We start from the raw sequence: 19,726 nt of genomic DNA, 5'->3' as shown, positions 1-19,726 counted from the left end.
CTTGAGACGGTGTGTCCCCGCTCGCCCGAGCCCGTTACCGGGGGCGGCTTCGCCTGTTGCGCCACCACATAGGCTGTCGGTAGTAGCCAGCAGCAGCAGGGGGCAACCGCCATGACGACAGGTCGGCTCGGGCAGACCGCGCCACCGAACACGGCCTACGCCGGGCAGGTCGTGCACTTCCCGGACCCGGTGCGTGCTGCCCGGCACCCGAAGGGTGTGCGGGTGGACGACAACGGCTATCCGGACTTCTCGCCGTACGCCAAGGCCGCCGTGGAAATCGCCGAGCCCCCGGAGGGGTTCGGCGTCGATGAGCTGCGACTGACCGACTTCGTATCGGCCAACGCCGCGCTGCACGCCGCTGGCCACGAGCTGTGGGAAGGCGGCTCATCGGTCGCCACGCCGCACGGCTGGACCTGGCACCACGTCGCCGGGACCCGGCGGGTGCAGTTGATCCCCGTCGAGGTGAAGGCGCTGCTTCGGCACCATGGCGGACTGGCGACGGCCGCTGTTGATCAGGCCAAGCGCGGTACCCGTCCGCTCCAGGAGACCCGCCCGGCCCACTTCGGACTGCCCAAGCGTGGTCTGTCCGTCACCGAGGACGAGGTGCTCGGCGTCGAGGAGGACCTCGGCTACCGGCTGCCCGACGCCTACCGCACCTTCCTCAAGGCCGCCGGCGGCTGCGCCCCGGTGGGGGCCGCGCTGGACCCGGAGCTTGGCCTCCTGGTGGATCAGCCGTTCTTCACGGTGCGCGACCAGGCGGCGATCAACGATCTCGTCTACGTCAACAAGTGCCTGCGCGACCACTTCACCAAGGACTACCTGGGGGTCGGGTTCGTACAGGGTGGCGTGCTCGCGGTGAAGGCGAGAGGTGAGGGGATCGGTTCCGTGTGGTTTTGCGCGTACGACGACGCACGGGACCGGGACGGCTGGAGCGTCCGGGACCGGGTCGAGGAGCTGATGCTCCCCTGCGGTGACGACTTCGACGCCTTCTTGTTGCGCCTGGCGGGCAATCCGCCGGAGCTGGAGACCGTAGCGAACTTGATGGTGGACGGCGGCTTTGCGTACGTCGTCCCGGTGGAGGGATGAGCGCGATGGTGACCTTCGCGCAGGCGCAGGAGCGCGCGGAGCAGTGGGTCAACGCAGACGTCCCCCGCTACCAGCAGCGCGAGGTGCGGGTACGCGAGTTCGGCATGGGCTTCGTCGCCTGGGCCGAGGACCGGCCCGATGGCCCGTCGCGGGCCGCGGGTACGCAGAGCGCGCGGCTGGTCATCGCCCGCGACAGCGGCGAGACGACGCTGTGGCCGGGGCTGCCGGTGGGCGAGGTCATCCGCCGGTACGAGGGGGAGTACGGCGTCACCCCGGATGAGACGCCGGCGCCGCCCAAGCGCATCGACCTAGAGGCCACGTCCTTCCTACTGACGCCTCCGGAATGGCTCCAGGAGGCGGCAAACACGCTGGGCGGCGGCCTGCCGAGTAGCTCAGGTAGTTCTAGTAGTTCTAGTAGGTCTAGTAGGCGGTCAGCGCCGAGCACATCGGATGCGGGAACGCCGTCAGGGTCGCTGCGGGCTGGGTCGAGCGCAGGGCCCATTTCGAGTGCGGAATCGGGACCGGGTTCGGGCGCGGAGTCGGCGCCGGATGTGCTGGCGGCTTCCGGGGAGTTTGCGGCTTCCGAGGCCGGGGCGCCGGGCGGGACGGAGAGTTCTGCGGGTGCCGCTGGCTTCCCGGGGCCCGCTGGCTCCGGGGGTGGTGCTGGCGTCGCGGGGTCGGCGGGTTCCGGTGATGCGTTGGGCGCGGCGGCTTCGCTGGGCGGCATGTCAGATGGCTTGTCGGGCGGTGCGTCCGGTGACTCGTCGGCTGATTCGTCCGACGATGGCGCGTCGAGCGGTGCCTCCGGTGGGCTGTCGCGGGGTGCGGGTGCTCCGGCCTCGGCTGCCGCGCCGGCTGCGGGTGCGGGTGCGGGTGCCGGTGCCGGTGCCGCCCCGGCGTACCCCGGTGCGCCCGGCTCATTGGGCTTTTCTGGTACTCCCGGCGTCCCCGCCGCTCCGGCCTTTCCCGCGGCGCCCGGCTCTACGGGCTTTCCCCACGCCTCCGGCTCGTCCGCGGGCTCGGCGTCCGGCGGCCCGTCCTGGGAGGACACCAACGCCAGGGGCGACGACGGCGACCGCTCCGTCGCACCGCCCGCGACCGTTTTCGCGCCGCCGCTCGCGGGCTTCGACGACGAGGACACCCCGGTGCCGGGCGTCGCGTCCGAGGCCAAGACCGAGCTGATGTCGGCGGGCAGCGTGCTGCCGCCCACCGCCATCGCCCCGGCCATCGACGGCCGTTACGCATTGGCCGCCCCCGGCGTTCCGGGCGCCCCTGAAACTCCGGGCGTCCCGGGTGGCCCGGGTGCGCCGGGTGGCGCGCAGGCCGCTGGCTCTCAAGCCGCCAGCGGCCAGGCCCCAACTCCGCTGACTCCTCATGGCCCCCAGCCCCCGGGAGCCCCCCAGCCCCCGGGAGCCCCGCACTCGATGGGCGGCCCCGGGCCGGTCCCGGCCATGCCACCTGGCCCGCCGGCGTCTCCGGCGAGCCACTCGTCCGGCGCTCTGGGCGTTCCGGGCGCCCCCGGAGCCGCTGGCCCCGCGAGCCCTCCCGGCGCCGCCGATATCGCGGACGCCGCCACCAGCAAGGCGTCACCCGGCGGACCCGGCACACCTCCGCCGCCCAGTGCGCCCGGCGCTCCGGCTGGTGGGTACGTACCGACACAGTTCGTTGCGCAACTCGGCCCCGATGGCCTGGGGGGCGGGGCGCCTGGTGGTTCGGGTACGCCTGCGTCGCCGGGCGCTCCGGGCATGCCCGGAGGCGGTGCTACGCCGCCAGGCGCTCCAGGTGCTCCGGGGCAGCCCGGTGGCACGGGCGGTGGCGTCCATGCTGCCGCGACGATGTTGGCTGCGGGTGGCCCGTCCACTCCGGCGCCCGGGGCGCCTGGTGGTACGGGTACGTCTGCGCCGCCCGCGGCCCCTGGCGCGCCCGGTAGTGGCGCAACGCCGCTAGGTGCTCCCGGCGTCCCGGGTGCTCCGGGCCAGCCCGGTCAACCGGGTGGCACGGGCGGTGGGGTGCACGCTGCCGCGACGATGTTGGCGGGCCCGGGCACGCCGAGCATGCCGGGCGCTCCCGGTACGCCGGGGGCGCACATGCCGCCTCCGCCCGCCCCCGGCCAACCAGGCGGGCCGCAATACGGCGCACCCGGCGCACCCGGCATGCACAGTCACCCGGGGATGGCCCCACCTGGTGCCCCCGGGGCTCCCGGGATGCATGGCGCTCCTGGGATGCACGGTGGCCCGGGAGTGCCCGGCGCGCCCGGCATGGCTGCGCCGTACGGCTATCCACAGACGCCGACCGGGCTGCCCACGGTCGGTCCCGGCTATATGGCGGTGCTCCGCTACCGTGCGCACGACGGCTCCGAGCAGCAGATCATCCGCCGCTCCGCGCCGGGAACTCCGCATCCGGAGTGGCAGATCCTGCACGAGCTGCGCGCAATGAACGTGCCGCCACAGCAGGTGCTCGAACTCCACACCGAGCTGGAGTCCTGCGATCTGCCCGGCGGTTACTGCGCCCGCATGATCCGCGAGTCCTGGCCACAGGTGCGCATCAGCCACACCGCTCCGTACGGTCGCGATCACGCCACCCGTCAGCAGGGCGTACACCACCTGATCGAGCATCAGGGCGAGCTGCACCAGGTCGCGGACGGGCCCGCCAGGCCCGCGCCGGTCAGGGTGCCGCTGCCGCACCCCAGCCAGTTGCAGCGGGCGCCCGCGATTCCGCCGGAGGGCATCGCTCACGAGTTGCTCAATGCCTTCGGGCCGCAGGGTGTCTTCCGCTTCGACCAGCGCGCGGTCTCCCGGCAGGGTGTGCCCGAAATCGTCGCCCAGACGCTCGTGTGGGCGGGCCTTCCGGTGGACTTCGGGCCGTTCTTCTGGGCCCAGGCGCAGCCAGGTCGGCCGGTGCCCACGCTGGCCGAGTTGGCCGCCGAGCGGCAGGTGCAGCCCGCGTCCGACGCCGGCTCGTATCTGGTGATGGGCAACGACTTCGGCCGTCAGTTGTGCGTGCAGTACGGTACGGCGCACATCGTCGCCGTACCGGTCGAGGGAGGCCCTGGTGGGGCCCCGATGCCGCCGCAGTTCGTGAACACCGGGCTGCCGGAGTTCGTACGCTGCCTCGGTTTGCTCGGTTGGATGTGGCGCCTGCGGGCCACGCTGACGCCGGAGCAGGCGGGCCGCTGGACGGTGGACTTCCAAACCCAGCTCGCCGCGCTCGATCCCGCGGCCCTGGCCTCGCCGGAAAACTGGTGGGCCGTGCTGCTTGAGCAAATGTGGGACGGCCTGCTCTAGCCGCGCCCATGCCCATGCCCATGCCCATGCCCGTGCCGCTCGCCCACCTATCGCGGCGGGCGGCGCCTGGTAACGGGAATATATGGGGCCATACGGCTGGTCCGTGTCAGATACCTGATGTGTGGTGCTCGGCTCGTACCACCCGTACCGCGCGTACCACCAATACCGTGATGGCACGCTGCATGGCATAAGAATCCCCGAGATTACGACTTCTGGCGTCAATTGCCGCATCCTTGGCCGAGTGGTCGGGCGGAGTGTCGCGTTATGGGCATTTCGCTCGCATCCACAAAGATGTCGCCGGGAACACCGGATGGAACCGGACAGAGGGGCTTCAAGGATGAGCGGGACGGAATCACCTCACGGCTTCACGACCACCGGGCGAGGCGAGCGCGGCTACCGTCCCGCGCAGGTGGACCGGTATCTGGAGGGCGTGTCCCAGGACCGTGATGTGGCGTGGGAGCGGGCTGCCCGGTTGACCGTGCTCGCCAACGAGATGGTCGTCGAGATGAACCGGCTCCACGAGGTCATCGCACAGCTTCCGCCCCAGCGCTACGAGACGCTGAGCGACGGCGCCCAGCTCATCCTGACCACCGCCGAGCAGGAGGCCGACCGGCTGCGGACGGCCGCGGAGCGGGAGGCGACAGAGGGCACGAATGCGGCGGGCGAGTACGCCGACGCCGTATGGGACGCGGCGAGCGTCGCGGCTGCCGAGCTGCGAGCCGAGGCTGAGCGATGGGCGGAGCGCGCGGCCGAGGCGGCTGGCGCCGCCGCCGTCGAACTGCGCAGCGCAGCGCACCGAGACGCCAAGCTGTGGCGGCGGGAGGCCGTCGCCGAGCTGAAGCAGGCCCGGGAGCGCGCGGAGGCGCTGCGCGCCGAGCAGGAGAAGGAGCACGGCGACCGCTGGGACGCGCTCGGCGTCGAGATCGCCGAACGCGAGGCCGCGCTCGAAGCCCGTATCGCGGAGCGGGAGGCGCTGAGCGAGCGCACCATGGCCGAGTCCAAGCGCGCGTACGCGGTGGCCGATGAGTCCGCCCGGCACGGCCAAGAGGATGCGGAGGCGCGGGCCGCCGAGCTGATCGCCCAGGCCCAGGTCCGGGTGGAGGGCGTGGAGCGCGAAACGGAGCGCGTACTGCGCGAGCACGCGGAGCGGCGCGAAGAGGTCAGGTCGCACATGGAGCACGTCCGCGACAGCCTGGCCGCCCTGACCGGCCGCCGCGTACCGGGCGAGCGCGAGGACGACAGCGCCAGCGACGCGCCAGATGGCGCCCTGACGCCGGGTGGCACCGACACACCGGAAGGCGGCGGGGTGTCGGCGGGCGCCGAGGGCTCGGACGCACCGCAGGGCCCGCAAGGTATGGACCGTGCAGGTGGCGCGGAGGGCGCGAGCGGTGCCGGCGACACGGGGAGCGGCGGCGCTGTGGCTGCCGCAGCCGCGGACGGGCGGCCCTGTGCGGAGAGCGCTACGAGCGACGGTGCGCAGAGCCGCCCCGCCGGTAGCTCGAACGGTGCCGGTAGCTCCAACGGTGCCGGCGGCTCGAACGGTGCCGGCGGCTCGAACGGTGCCGGTGATACCGCCGGCACCAGGAGCGCTACGGGCAGTGGCACGGGCACCGGTACGGGTTTTGCCGTGCCGCGGCCAGCGGCCGGGCCCGGCAAGCGGAAGCTCGGCGATGACGACGACACGATCGAAGTGGAGCTCCCGGCCCTCCCTCCGGCCGAGCACCGCGCCCCCTAGCTTCCGTTGCGCTTCGCTCGCTCCCGCTCGGCGTGCTCCTTCGCGGCAACGGTCCCGGGCCCGGCGTCGGGTGGCGCGGCCGACTCCGGCTCCGGTGCGGGCGCCGCGTGGGGGCGTACGGCCGTATCGGCTTCCGGCGTGGGCGGTGTCGTGCCTCCGACGGGCTCCTCCCCATGGGTGGGGAAGACGCGCGGCGCCAGCAGGATCAGTGCCAACAGGGAGAGCACGGCGGCCAGGGCTGCGCCCAGGTAGACGTAGTCCACTGAGGCGTCCATGGCGCGGCGTAGGTAGTCGGCGGCCTCGGCAGACAGTTCGCCGGGGTGCTCAAGCGCGCGGGAGACCGAGTCGAGGTCTTCCGGGAGGTCACCGGCTATCGCATCGGGGGCGTCGGCGAGCCGGGCGGCCATCGTGGCGTTGGCGACGGCGCCGAACAGGGCCGCCCCCACACTCTGCCCGACCTGGCGGCAGAACAGTATGGAACCGGTCGCCGTACCCCGCTCCGCCCAGCCCACCGACGACTGCACGCCGATGATGAGCGGAAGTTGGAAGAGGCCGAGCGCCGCGCCGAGCAGGAACATGATCAGCGCAGGCTGCCAGGGCGAGCCCGGGTAGGGCAGCAGCGGAAAGGCGAGCAGGATCAGTGCCGCCAGGCCGATGCCGAGCAGTGCGCACTGCCGAAAGCCGACGCGTAGATAGACACGGCTGCTCAGGGCGGCCGATATCGGCCAGCTCAACGTCATCACCGACAGCACGAACCCGGCGGCGGTGGGGGAGAGGCCAAGCACGGACTGCGCGTAGGTGGGCAGGAAGACGGTCGGGGCGATCATCAGCAGGCCGAGGCCGCCGAGGGCGAGATTGACGGCGGCGATGGTGCGGCGGCGCCATACCCATCCCGGAATGATCGGCTCCGCCGCCCGTCGTTCGATGGCCACGGTGATCGCCGCGCAGGCCGCGCTGGCCGCGAGCAGCGACAGCGAGGGTCCCGAAAACCACGGCCAGGCCACGCCGCCTTGCACCAGGGCGGTCAACAGCAGGGCGCCGCAGCTGAAGATGCCGAGTGCACCGGCCCAGTCCACGCGGGGTCGGGCGCGCTCGGTACGTATCGGCTCGTGCAGATGGCGCGCGATGAGCAGCAGCGCGACGAGGCCGACCGGCAGGTTGATGAGGAAGATCCAGCGCCAGTCGGCGTAGCTGGCGATCAGCCCGCCGAGGGCCGGCCCCGCCACCGATGAAGTCGCCCACACGGTGGAGAGCCTGGCCTGTATTTTCGGCCGCTCGCGGTGGGGGTAGAGGTCGGCCGCGACGGTCTGCACGGTGCCCTGGAGCGCGCCGCCGCCCAGGCCCTGGACGATACGGAAGGCGATGAGGCTGGCCATGTTCCAGGCGGTGGCGCACAGCAGCGAGCCGATGAGGAACAGCACGATGCCCACAAGGAGCACCGGCTTGCGGCCGAAGGTGTCCGACAACTTCCCGTACACCGGCAGCGTCACGGTCACCGCGAGGAGATAACCGGAGAAGAGCCAGGAGAAGACCGTGAAGCCGCCGAGGTCACCCACGATCTGGGGGACGGCCGTGGAGATGATCGTGGAGTCCAGCGCGGCGAGCGCCATGGCGAGCATGAGCGCGGCGACAACGGGGCCGCGACGGGCGGGTGGCGGGTCGGTGGCCTTCGATGGTGGGTTCTCGTCCGTATGTCGTGCGGTGCCACCCACCGTGCCCCTCCATCGCTCGTTGTAGGGTCCACCTTTCCACGGGCCGCGGCGCCACGGAACAGCCCATGCCAACCGGCCCGGTGGCCGCACCGCGTCCCGCCTGCGCCTCCCGTACGCCCCAACGCGCCCCCCACCGGCCGGCGCTGACCCCTGCCCGTCTGCCCTCGCTGTCAACCGCAGACAACTGGTCGGGCCCTTACTCCGGCCCCACTGCGCCCTCCATCGCACGAAGTAGCCCCAAGGCCTCCCGTGGTCGTACCGCGGCCTCCCGTGGTCGTACGGGCGGACCCCGCCGCGGCCTCTCGCGGTCGTACGGGCAAGGCCCCGAACCCGGCAGCCTCCGCCCCGTAGGGAACACCCGACCGGAGGGAAGAGTCCCGCGCCCGTACGAGACGTGCGTTCGCGCCCGTTTGAGCCATGGCGTACGAGGCGACTCACTTCGCTCGACAACCCTGATGACCGCGTACGTCGTAGGCCCAAGCCCCTAGGGGACGGCGGGAGCTTCCCCCTACCTCGCGTTCGTCCCGGCGGATGACGAGGTCAGGGGCCTGCATTTCCTAGGCTTGCTGTGGGCGGCACGACCATGAGGGTGGGGTTAGCCCCAGGGCGGATACGGCACTAAGCACCATCGCGATCAGGCCCTCACTCGACCAGTCTTAGGTACGCGGCAACAACCGCGAAAGACACTGACTTAGGAGACTTACCGTGACAACGGCTGTATCAATTCCCAGGACCGGGGGCAGCGGAGGGCATACGGCCGTTGCCGCACGAGCACGTCAGGTAGTCAAGGCGTACGGTTCCGGCGAGACCCGGGTGGTCGCTTTGGACCATGTGGATGTGGACATAGCCAGAAGCCAGTACACCGCGATCATGGGCCCTTCCGGCTCCGGTAAGTCCACGCTGATGCACTGCCTCGCCGGGCTCGACACCGTCACCTCGGGCAACATCTACATCAACGAGACCGAGGTCACCGGCCTCAAGGACAAGAAGCTGACCCAACTGCGCCGGGACCGCATCGGGTTCATCTTCCAGGCGTTCAACCTGCTGCCCACGCTCAACGCCATTGAGAACATCACGCTGCCGATGGACATCGCGGGCCGCAAGCCCGACCGGGCCTGGTTGGACCGGGTGGTGGACACCGTGGGCTTGGCCGGACGGCTCAAGCACCGGCCGAACCAACTCTCCGGCGGCCAGCAGCAGCGCGTAGCCGTGGCCCGTGCGCTCGCCGCTCGCCCCGAGATCATCTTCGGCGACGAGCCCACCGGAAACCTCGACTCGCGGGCCGGCGCCGAGGTCCTCAGCTTCCTGCGGCGATCCGTGGACGAGTTGGGCCAGACCATCGTGATGGTCACCCACGACCCGGTGGCAGCCTCGTACGCCAATCGCGTTCTGTACCTGGCCGATGGCCGGATCGTGGACGAGATGTACAACCCGACCGCCGAACTCGTACTTGAGCGCATGAAGCACTTCGACGCGCGCGGACGTGTGTCGTGACCGTGCTCAAGACTTCCCTGCGCAACTTCCTCGCGCACAAGGGACGCATGGCGCTCTCCGCCATCGCCGTCCTGCTGTCGGTGGCGTTCGTGTGCGGCACGCTCGTCTTCACCGACACCATGAACTCCACGTTCGACAAGATCTTCTCGGCCACCGCGCCCGACGTCAGCGTCAGCCCCAAGGACGCCCCGAGCGGCGACGATATGCAGCGGACCCGCAAGGTGCCGACGATCCCCGCGGCCAAGATCGCCGAGCTGGAGAAGGTCAAGGGCGTCAAGTCGGCTGCTGGCGACACGGTCTCCACATCCATCACGGCCGTGGACAAGAACAACAAAAAGCTCAGCCTGGTCGATGGCGCGCCGTCCGTCGCCACCAACTGGGACAGCGGCGAGCTCAAGTCGGTCGAGGTCACCTCGGGACATGAGCCGCGCGGGCCCACCGATGTCATGGTGGACGCCGACACGGCCAAGAAGAAGAAGCTGAAGATCGGCGACACGGTGCGGATCATCGCCGTGCCCGGCGACTTCACCACCACCATCACCGGCATCGCCACCTTCCAGGTCACCAACCCCGGCTCCGCCATCTTCTACCTGGACGACGAGACCGCCCAGCGCCGACTGCTCGGCGCCACCGGCAAGTACACCTCGATCGCGCTGACCGCCGCGCCCGGCGTCGGCCACGACGAGCTGAAGAAGTCCGTCATTGCCAAGCTCGGCCCGGGCAGCGACCTGAAGGTCAAGACGAAGGCCGAGACGAAGGAAGAGAACAAGGACGATCTGGGCGCGTTCCTGGACGTCATGAAGTACGCGATGCTCGGCTTCGCCGGAATCGCCGTTCTGGTCGGCATCTTCCTCATCGTCAACACCTTCTCCATGCTGGTCGCCCAGCGCACCCGCGAGATCGGCCTGATGCGGGCCATCGGCTCCAGCCGCCGGCAGATCAACCGCTCGGTGCTGCTTGAGGCGCTCCTGCTCGGTGTGGTGGGCTCCATCCTCGGTGTGCTCGGAGGCATCGGCCTCGCGATCGGCCTCATGAAGCTCATGGGCACCATGGGCATGAACCTGGACACCTCGGAACTGACGGTCAAGGCCACCACGCCCATCGTCGGCGTCGTCATCGGCGTACTGACCACCGTCATCGCCGCGTACATTCCGGCCCGCCGGGCAGGCTCGATCTCCCCGATGGCGGCGCTGCGCGACGCGGGCACCCCGGCCGAGGGCCGCGCGGGCAAGATACGAGCCGTGCTCGGCTTCCTGCTGACCGGCAGTGGCGCCGCAGCCCTGGCCGTGACCGCGAACGCCGACAAGGCCGCCGACGGCGCGATGTTCCTGGGCCTCGGTGTGCTGCTGACCCTGATCGGCTTCATCGTCATCGGCCCGCTGCTGGCCAGTGTGGTGGTCCGTGCGCTGAGCGCGGTGCTGCTACGGGCCTTCGGCTCGGTCGGCCGGCTGGCGGAGCGCAACGCGCTACGTAACCCGCGCCGCACGGGCGCCACGGGCGCGGCCCTGATGATCGGCCTGGCGCTGGTCGCCTGCCTGTCGGTGGTCGGCTCGTCGATGGTCGCATCGGCCAGCGACGAACTGGATAAGTCGGTCGGCGCGGACTTCATCATCGAGGCCGACAACGGCCCGATCAAGCCGCAGGTCGAGCGGGCGATCAAGGGCGCCAAGCACCTCAGCCACGTCACCGACTACAAGAGCTTCGAAGACGCCATCCTCACCACCCCCTCCGGGAAGAAGATCAAGGAGGAAGTGAACGCGGCCAGTCCCACTTACGCGCAGGACCTGCGATCGCCGGTGATCGAGGGCAAGTTGGTCGACGGCTTCGCCAAGAACGCCATCGCGATTCCAGAGGGTTTCGCCAAGGATCACAAGGTCGCCATGGGTGACACGCTCAGCGTGGACTTCAAGGAGGGCGGCACGGCCAAGGTCACGGTCCGGGTCATCGCCTCGGAGGACACCGCGTTCAACAAGGGCTCCATCCATATCGGCGTGGAGACGGCCAAGGCACATGTCACCGCCGACAACATGCCGCAGAACCTGATGATGTTCGCGGAGGCCAAGGAAGGCCACGACCGTGAGGCATACGAGTCGATCAAGGCCGGACTGGCCATCGACCCGAGCGTTAACGTTCGCGACCAGGCCGACTACAAGAAGCTGCTTGAGGACCAGATCGGGCAGATGCTCAACCTCGTGTACGGGCTGCTCGGGCTCGCGATCATCGTCGCCATCCTGGGCGTGGTGAACACCCTGGCCCTGTCGGTCGTCGAGCGGACCCGCGAGATCGGCCTGATGCGCGCCATCGGCCTCTCCCGCCGTCAGATGCGCCGCATGATCCGGCTGGAGTCGGTGGTCATCGCCCTCTTCGGTGCCCTACTGGGCCTGGGCCTGGGCATGGCTTGGGGCGCAACAGCCCAAAAGCTGCTGGCACTTGAGGGGCTGAAGACCCTGGAGATCCCCTGGCCGACGATCATCACGGTCTTCATCGGGTCGGCGCTGATCGGCCTGCTCGCGGCCCTGATCCCCGCATTCCGTGCGGGCCGGATGAACGTGCTGAACGCGATCGCGACGGACTAGGCCCGCTGGTGGTGGGGCAGGTTGCTGCCCCACCACGGACGGGGGTTGGACAGGTTGCTGTCCGCTACAGGGGGTTGAGCAGGTTGCTGCTGTCCCCGATACAGGGGGGTACCTCGGGCCACGGCTCTCCCAATGGCCGGGCCCGAGGCGCCTCCAGGGCCCTGGCTCCTCCGCGATCCTGGGCCCGAGGCTCCCCCGGGATCAAGCCTGTACCACCTCTCCCGGGACCCCTCCCGGGCCAAGACCGCCCCGGCCCAGCCCTTCCGAAACCCCCCGCCCTGGCGGCGCTCCTCTCCTCCCCGAGGGGCGCCCGAAGGGGGTGAAGGTTCGAGGAGTGCGGCTCAAAGGGGCGGACGTGCAAGGAAGACGTCCCAAAGGGGCGGACGTGCAAGGGGCCGGCCCTTGCTCCGTCACTTCACACCAGACCAGGCCGTACGGCCCGGCGGAGCCCATGGCTCGGCAGGGCGGACGGCCAGCAGACGGCGGGTGCCATGGGGATGGTCCGCCGCCGCGGCGGTCACCTCGGAGGCCATCCCGGGGTGACCGCCGCACCATGTGAACGCCCTGGCCCGCGCTCTTGGGGGAGCGCTTGGGCCGGGGCTTTGGTGTGTTTGGGAGCGCGTTGACGGCGTGCAGGCCGGGCTGGCGGCGGCGCCTGCGAGGGGGCCCGCCAGGCGGAGCCCCCGACGTGCGCGCCGCGCGTCGCGTTTGTTCTTGAGTACGCTCCAGGCCCTACCGTGCCCCCATGACAGACACGATCTCCGTAGCGGTGCTCGGCACCGGAATCATGGGCGCGCCGATGGCCCGCAACCTGGCCGGCGCCGGCGGGTTCGACGTGCGGGTGTGGAACCGTACGCGGGCCAAGGCGGAACCGCTAGCGGCGGCAGGGGCCCGGGTAGCGGACACCCCCGCAGCCGCGGTGGACGGCGCGGACGTCGTCCTGACGATGCTGCACGACGGGGCCGCCGCGCTCAGCGCCGTCCACAACGCGGCGCCCGCGCTGCGCGACGGCGCCCTGTGGCTCCAGTCGAGCACGGTCGGGGTGGACGCGATCGGTTCGCTGGCCGAGTTCGCCGCCCGGCAGGACCTTGGCTTCGTGGACGCGCCGGTACTCGGCACCAAAGAACCGGCCGAGAACGCCAAGTTGACCATCCTGGCGGCCGGCCCGACCGAGGTGCGCACCCGCGCCGAACGGATCTTCTCGGCGATCGGCCAGCGCACCCTGTGGGTCGGCGAGGACGGCGCGACCGGGGCAGCCAGCGCACTCAAGCTCGTCGTCAACAACTGGGTGCTCACCCTCATCAACGGCACGGGCGAAACCCTGGCTCTGGCCAAGGGACTTGGAGTAGACCCGCGCACCTTCCTGGACGCGGTCGCCGGTGGCCCGCTCGATTCCGGCTACCTCCGCGCAAAGTCCGAACTCATCCTCTCCGACACCTACCCGCCGAGCTTCACCGTCTCCGCCGCCCGCAAGGACGCCGCCCTCATCGCGGAGGCGGCCGAACGCTCCGGCGTACGCATGGACCTGGCCACCGCGGCAGCGGAGCGCTTGTGCCGCGCGGAGGAGCAGGGCCATGGCCAGGAGGACGGCGCGGCGGCGTACTTCGCGAGCTTCGGCCCGGAAGGCGAGGCGGGTCGCTAGGAGGGGCTTGGCCAGCTTCCCGAGGGCACGCCTGAAGCGGGCGCGCCGGCTCGGGGCGGGCAGTTGCGGGGCTGGGAGAGCGCTTGGGGGAAGACGAGCAGGTCGGGTCCTCGACACGGGAGTTAGAGGGTCTTGGCGTACCAGTGCTGGGCGGCGCCGTGGTTGTTGTACGGCGCGGTCTCCTGGTAACCGAGGGCCTCGTACATCGCGCGTGCCTCGGTGAGCTGAGTGTTGGTCTCCAGTACGACCCGGGCCGCCCCCAGCCCGCGGGCGGCGACTTCGGCGGCCCGCAGCAGCTCTTTGCCGAGCCCCATACCGCGCCCGGCAGGACGAACGTACAACCGCTTCACCTCCGCCGTCGCGGAAAGCCCGGCCTCCGCTGCCGCGGGCAGGCCGGCCACAAGCCGCACCCCCGCGTACCCCAGGACTGCGCCACCGTGATCGCGGGCGACGAGGAACACCCCGTGCGGCGGAGCCAAACCGCTGTGCGGGTCGTCCGCGATGGCCTTGCGCAGCTCCACCTCCGTCGCCTGCCGCCCCCACACGCGCCGGCTGACCTCGGTGGCGTACTCCCAGATCGCCTCCTCGATGCCGGCGCCATCAACGGGTGTCGGCTGAATGGTCCACGTCACCATGCCGCCATGGTCACCATCCACCCGAGCACTGTCCACGGATGCCGGGACAGTGGCCGGAACAGGCCCGGCGCGGTCACACGGTTCCAGATTGCTTCAGCGTGCGGTTTCGCCTTGTAGCGGAGCGTCTTCACGCTGCTGAACGTGCCGTCCAGTCGCTCGACCGGGGCGATGAGGCGTGGCGGGCGGCCGTGGACGAGATCCGGGGCATCATGGACGCCGCGCGTGCGCGGGTTACCGGTGGGTGACGGGGGCTGGGAGTACGACCCAGACGCGCATCACGTCATCGGGGAGACACCGAATCTCGTCTTCATCGCCCAGGTAGAGGAACGAGCCGACGAGCTAGTGCGTGCCGCAGCGGCTCTGCACCTTGACGGCACCAGCCACCAGGGCCGGTCGGTGGCGATACAGGAGGAGATCTTGCCAGGGGGCATGTTCCAGTACCTGACCCTTGTGCGACAAGAGCGCCCGCACATCGTTCAGGTTACTGCTTGGCCCTTGTGACCTCCCCGCGCAGCGCCCGGGGGTGCGGTGCTTGCGGTCGTGGGGACCCCCGGAGCCAGCCGGGCTCGCGTCGCGCTGTCACACCACCGTCGTACTCTGAAGACATCCCGGCTCGCTGGGCCTCCGGTGAGCCGGTCGGCCCTCGCCTCAATCCCCATCGAGGCCGTGCCGGGCCGTTCGCGTTGTCCAGCCCCGAGACGGAAGCCCTTCATGAGCCTGCACGGTCTGCTCGATGCCGTCGTCAAAGACTCCGCGCTCGCCGAGGCGGTGCGTGCGGCCTCGGATGGTCACCGCATGCACCTCGACCTCGTCGGGCCGCCTGCCGCGCGGCCCCTGGCCGTCGCCGCGCTCGCCCGCTCCGGGGGGCGGCCGGTGCTCGCGGTCACCGCGACGGGGCGTGAGGCGGAGGACCTGGCCGCCGCGCTGCGCTCGCTGATGCCCGAGGGCGGCGAGCACGCCGTGGCGGAGTTCCCGTCGTGGGAGACACTGCCGCACGAGCGGCTCTCGCCGCGCTCGGACACCGTGGGGCGGCGGCTCGCCGTGCTGCGGCGGCTGACCCACCCCAGCGCCGACGACCCGACCGCTGGGCCCATCAGCGTGGTCGTCGCGCCCATTCGCGCCGTGCTTCAGCCGCAGGTCAAGGGGCTTGGCGAGCTGGAGCCCGTGGCGTTGCGCAGCGGGCAGAGCGCGGATTTGGGCGAGGTGGTGGACGGGCTCGCGGCAGCCGCGTACGCCCGGGTGGAGCTGGTCGAAAAGCGCGGCGAGTTCGCCGTGCGCGGCGGCATTCTGGACGTCTTCCCGCCGACCGAGGAACACCCGCTGCGGGTCGAGTTCTGGGGCGATGAGGTGGAGGAGATCCGCTACTTCAAGGTCGCCGACCAGCGCTCGCTCGAAGTCGCCGAGCATGGGCTGTGGGCGTCGCCGTGTCGTGAGCTGCTGCTGACCGCCGATGTGCGTCACCGCGCCGCCGAGCTGGCCAAGGCCCATCCTGAGCTGGGCGAACTGCTCGGCAAGATCGCCGAAGGCATCGCCGTCGAGGGCATGGAATCGCTCGCGCCGGTCCTGGTGGACGAGATGGAGCTGCTGCTCGACGTGCTGCCCACGGGCGCCATGGCCGTGGTCTGCGACCCGGAGCGGGTACGTACTCGGGCGGCCGACCTGGTGGCCACCAGCCAGGAGTTCTTGCAGGCGTCGTGGGCGGCATCGGCCGTTGGTGGGCAGGCCCCCATCGACCTGGACGCGGCCTCGCTGTGGGGCATCGCCGACGTCCGGGACCGGGCCCGTGAGCTGGGCATGATGTGGTGGTCCATCTCGCCGTTCGCCGCCGAGGAGAGCACGCTGGACACCGCAGGCGAGCTGGCGGGCGACACCCTCACCCTGGGCATGCGCGCCCCCGAGCTCTACCGCGGCGACATCGCCCGCGCGCTAGCCGACACCAAGGGCTGGATCGCCGAGGGCTGGCGCACCGTCTTCCTCACCGAGGGCCACGGCCCCGCCACCCGCACCGTCGAGGTGCTCAGCGGCGAGGGCATCGCGGCCCGGCTCGACCCCGACCTCGCCGAGATCTCCCCCTCACTGGTGCACGTGTCCTGCGGCTCCATCGAGCGCGGCTTCATCGACCCGGGACTCAAGCTCGCGGTGCTCACCGAGACCGACCTCACCGGCCAAAAGGCGGCGGGCAAGGACGGCACCCGGATGCCCGCCAGGCGCCGGAAGACCATCGACCCGCTGACCCTCCAGGCCGGCGACTTCATCGTCCACGAGCAGCACGGCGTGGGCCGCTACATCGAGATGGTGCAGCGCACCGTGCAGGGCGCGACCCGCGAGTATCTGCTGGTTGAGTACGCCCCGGCCAAGCGCGGCCAGCCCGGCGACCGGCTGTTCGTGCCGACCGACCAGTTGGAGCAGGTCACCAAGTACGTCGGTGGCGAGGCCCCCACCTTGCACCGGCTCGGCGGCGCCGACTGGACCAAGACCAAGGCGCGGGCCAAGAAGGCGGTCAAGGAGATCGCCGCCGACCTGATCAAGCTCTACTCGGCCCGGATGGCCGCCCCCGGCTACACCTTCGGCGCCGACACCCCCTGGCAGCGCGAACTGGAGGACGCCTTCCCGTACGTGGAGACGCCCGACCAGCTCACCACCATCGCCGAGGTCAAGGAGGACATGGAGAAGTCGATCCCGATGGACCGGCTGGTCTGCGGCGATGTCGGCTACGGCAAGACCGAGATCGCGGTACGGGCCGCCTTCAAGGCCGTTCAGGACGGCAAACAGGTCGCGGTCCTCGTGCCGACCACGCTGCTGGTCCAGCAGCACTACGGGACGTTCACCGAGCGGTATGGCCAGTTCCCCGTGGTGGTCAAGGCGCTGTCCCGGTTCCAGAGCGACTCGGAGGCCAAGGCCGTACTTGAGGGGCTGCGGGACGGCTCCGTTGACCTTGTCATCGGCACCCACCGGCTGTTCTCATCCGACACCAAGTTCAAGGATCTGGGCCTGGTCATCGTGGACGAGGAGCAGCGGTTCGGCGTCGAGCACAAGGAGCAGCTCAAGAAGTTGCGCGCCAACGTGGACGTACTCACCATGTCCGCCACGCCCATCCCCAGAACGCTGGAGATGGCTGTCACCGGCATCCGTGAGATGTCCACCATCACCACGCCGCCGGAGGAGCGGCACCCGGTGCTGACCTTCGTCGGCCCGTACGAGCAGCGGCAGATCGGCGCCGCCATCCGTCGTGAACTGCTGCGCGAGGGCCAGGTCTTCTACATCCACAACCGCGTCGAGTCCATCGACCGGGCCGCTGCCAAGCTGCGCGAGATCGTGCCGGAGGCGCGCATCGCCACCGCACACGGGCAGATGGGCGAAAGCGCCCTGGAGCAGGTGGTGGTGGACTTTTGGGAGAACAAATTCGACGTGCTGGTCTCCACCACCATCGTCGAATCCGGCATCGACATCTCCAACGCCAACACCCTGATCGTCGAGCGCGGTGACAACTTCGGCCTCTCCCAACTCCACCAGCTCCGCGGCCGGGTGGGGCGTGGCCGCGAGCGCGGATATGCGTACTTCCTCTACCCGCCGGAGAAGCCGCTCACCGAAACGGCGCACGAGCGCCTTGCCACCATCGCCCAGCACACCGAGATGGGCGCCGGCATGTACGTGGCGATGAAGGACCTGGAGATCCGGGGCGCGGGCAACCTGCTCGGTGGCGAGCAGTCGGGGCACATCGCGGGCGTCGGCTTCGATCTGTACGTACGGATGGTCGGCGAGGCCGTCGCCGACTACCGGACGACCCTGGAGGGCGGGGCCGAGGAGGAGCCGCCACTTGAGGTCAAGATCGAACTGCCGGTGGACGCGCACGTTCCGCACGACTACGCGCCCGGTGAGCGGCTGCGCCTCCAGGCGTACCGGTCCATCGCCGCGGTGAGCAACGAGCAGGACATCACGGCCGTCCGTGAGGAGTTGACCGACCGGTACGGGCCGCTGCCCGAGCCCGTGGAAAACCTGCTGCTCGTCGCGGGCCTACGGCTGCTCTCCCGCGCCTGCGGCGTCGGTGATATCACCTTGCAGGGCACCAACGTGCGCTTCGGCCCGGTGGAGCTGCGCGAGTCGCAGGAGTTGCGCCTCAAGCGGCTGCACCCACGCACGGTGTTCAAGCCGGCGACACGCCAGATCCTGGTGCCCCGGCCCACGACGGGCCGGGTGGGCGGCAAGCCGGTGGTGGGGCGCGAACTCCTGGCGTGGACCGGCGAGTTCCTGACGACGATCCTGGGGTCGTAGGCCACGGGCCGCTGAGCCACAGGACCTGAGCCCCCGGTACCCGGTTTTGGCCCGGGCCCGGGGCTTGGGCAGGGGCCCGGTTCCGGTGGTGGTTGTGGTTGTTGGTTGTGTCCCGGGGCCCGGTCTTGGCTCATCAATGACCCAGGCGCCGGACCGAGCGTGACCTCGGATGGTCCGGCGCCTGGGAGCGCTGGCCCGGGCCGCCGATGTGACCTGGGCGCGGGGTGGGGTGGGTTGCGGTGCGGTCTTGGGGCGGGTGTCGTACAGGACGTGTGGGGGCGCCGTACGGGATACCCCCGAGCGGTGTCAGCCCGGCGCTGTCGCTGTGCTCGTCGCCCCTGTCGCCCCCGTCGCCGTTGGTGGTACGGCCAGCAGGCGGCGGAAGCTGATGCGGTCGTGCCCGGGGCCGTCGTAATCGCGGTGCACGGGCACGCCGTTGCTCTCGTAGTCGCCGGCATCGGGCTCGAAGCCCATGGCGCGGTGGAAGGCGATGGACGGCTTGTTCGCCGGGGAGACGATGGCCCGTACCTCCTGCCGGCCTGCCGCGGCGGCTTGGGCGAAGAATCGCTCGTACAACTGTCGGGCGACGCCCTGGTGGCGCAGCTTTGGATGGACGCCGACGAAGTGGATGTACGCGGTGCCGGGCCGATCGGGCGAGTGGAAGCCGACCAGAAACCCGGCGATGCGCTCGGTCGGTTGGGCGCTGCTCGTGCCAGGGCCGGCATCGGTGACGTCAGTGACGAGTGTGACACCTGTGGTACCTGTGGCCCCGCCTGGAGTCGGGTCCTCGGCCTCGGCTTTGACCTCGATCCCGATCCCGACCTCGTTCAGGATCAGGCTCGTCGCCGCGAAGTGCTGGAGGAAGAGTCGGGGGAGCAGCAGGGAGAGTTCGCGGGCCTCATCCGGAGTGCGAGTGTCGCCCCACCAGGTCTGGATGGCCGCCACGATGGGCGCATGGTCCGCTTCATGGGCCTGCCGGAGGGTGAGTTGTGCCATGGGTCCTCTTTTGTACGCCTCGTAGGGTGCGGGGACCGGAATCCGAAAGCGCTGGCTCGCCCCCGTACGGTCAGACGCGGTACGGAACCGTAGGGGTTGACCCGGCGCTGCCAGGCGGGCGCGCCCGCGCGCGTCCCGGCGCGCGCCTGCTCGCCCCAGCCAACGGTCAGCCGAGCAGCGGCGAGCGGGCCGCGGAGGCCGCGCAGCCGCTCCACCGGTGGTGCGCCGGGCCGTAGCGCCCAGGTCAGCCCGTTCCCGGCCACAGCCGCCGCGGGGCCGGGAACGGAGATGAGT

At 70.7% G+C, this 19,726-nt stretch carries 11 protein-coding genes; 8 read left to right on the top strand and 3 right to left on the bottom strand.

The window, feature by feature from the left end; translation table 11 throughout:
* The first annotated feature begins 111 nt into the window (after positions 1-111).
* From FHS42_RS25645 to FHS42_RS25635, 3 genes are all read left to right on the top strand, one after another.
* Complete coding sequence (locus FHS42_RS25645; protein ID WP_184575893.1) at positions 112-1,086, top strand: SMI1/KNR4 family protein; 975 nt, start codon at positions 112-114, stop codon at positions 1,084-1,086.
* A gap of 5 nt (positions 1,087-1,091) precedes the next feature.
* A complete protein-coding gene (locus FHS42_RS25640; protein ID WP_184575891.1) occupies positions 1,092-4,370 on the top strand; it encodes an SUKH-4 family immunity protein in 3,279 nt (1,092 codons plus the stop codon).
* Between the two features lie 337 nt (positions 4,371-4,707).
* Positions 4,708-6,105: a cellulose-binding protein gene (locus FHS42_RS25635; protein WP_184575889.1), complete on the top strand. Its 1,398-nt coding sequence runs from the start codon at positions 4,708-4,710 to the stop codon at positions 6,103-6,105.
* Here the strand turns inward: FHS42_RS25635 and FHS42_RS25630 are convergent.
* Positions 6,102-7,817 (bottom strand): MDR family MFS transporter, encoded by a 1,716-nt coding sequence (locus FHS42_RS25630; protein WP_512700943.1) that lies wholly within the window; start codon positions 7,815-7,817, stop codon positions 6,102-6,104. The two genes, FHS42_RS25635 and FHS42_RS25630, sit on opposite strands and share 4 nt — an antisense overlap.
* Positions 7,818-8,522: 705 nt before the next feature.
* Between FHS42_RS25630 and FHS42_RS25625 the strand changes: the two genes are divergently transcribed.
* The 3 genes from FHS42_RS25625 to FHS42_RS25615 all read left to right on the top strand — a co-directional run bounded on the left by FHS42_RS25625 (position 8,523) and on the right by FHS42_RS25615 (position 13,529).
* Entirely contained in the window at positions 8,523-9,311 is a 789-nt protein-coding gene (locus FHS42_RS25625; protein WP_184575887.1) for an ABC transporter ATP-binding protein, read from the top strand.
* Positions 9,308-11,887, top strand: a complete 2,580-nt coding sequence (locus tag FHS42_RS25620) for an ABC transporter permease (RefSeq protein WP_184575885.1) — start codon at positions 9,308-9,310, stop codon at positions 11,885-11,887. Before FHS42_RS25625 ends, FHS42_RS25620 begins: the two co-directional genes overlap by 4 nt.
* A 745-nt stretch (positions 11,888-12,632) precedes the next feature.
* Complete coding sequence (locus FHS42_RS25615; protein ID WP_184575883.1) at positions 12,633-13,529, top strand: NAD(P)-dependent oxidoreductase; 897 nt, start codon at positions 12,633-12,635, stop codon at positions 13,527-13,529.
* 122 nt (positions 13,530-13,651) lie between these two features.
* On the opposite strand, the gene FHS42_RS25610 is transcribed toward FHS42_RS25615, so the two are convergent.
* Entirely contained in the window at positions 13,652-14,164 is a 513-nt protein-coding gene (locus tag FHS42_RS25610) for a GNAT family N-acetyltransferase (RefSeq protein ID WP_184575881.1), read from the bottom strand.
* A 222-nt stretch (positions 14,165-14,386) separates the two neighbouring features.
* Between FHS42_RS25610 and FHS42_RS25605 the strand changes: the two genes are divergently transcribed.
* Positions 14,387-14,665, top strand: a complete 279-nt coding sequence (locus FHS42_RS25605) for a hypothetical protein (protein WP_246495398.1) — start codon at positions 14,387-14,389, stop codon at positions 14,663-14,665.
* A 210-nt stretch (positions 14,666-14,875) separates the two neighbouring features.
* The gene (gene mfd, locus FHS42_RS25600; protein WP_184575879.1) at positions 14,876-18,436 is read left to right on the top strand and encodes a transcription-repair coupling factor; all 3,561 of its coding nucleotides are present in this window, start codon (positions 14,876-14,878) and stop codon (positions 18,434-18,436) included.
* Positions 18,437-18,742: 306 nt separating this feature from the next.
* Here mfd and FHS42_RS25595 read toward each other — a convergent pair whose 3' ends face one another.
* Positions 18,743-19,432 carry a GNAT family N-acetyltransferase gene (locus FHS42_RS25595; RefSeq protein WP_246495397.1) on the bottom strand — a complete coding sequence of 230 codons (690 nt, stop codon included), beginning with the start codon at positions 19,430-19,432 and terminating at the stop codon, positions 18,743-18,745.
* Positions 19,433-19,726: the final 294 nt, after the last annotated feature.

It is taken from the genome of Streptomyces zagrosensis, from assembly GCF_014203645.1.
In the GTDB taxonomy this organism is placed as follows: domain Bacteria; phylum Actinomycetota; class Actinomycetes; order Streptomycetales; family Streptomycetaceae; genus Streptomyces; species Streptomyces zagrosensis.
This window is presented reverse-complemented; position numbering and strand designations above follow the sequence as displayed.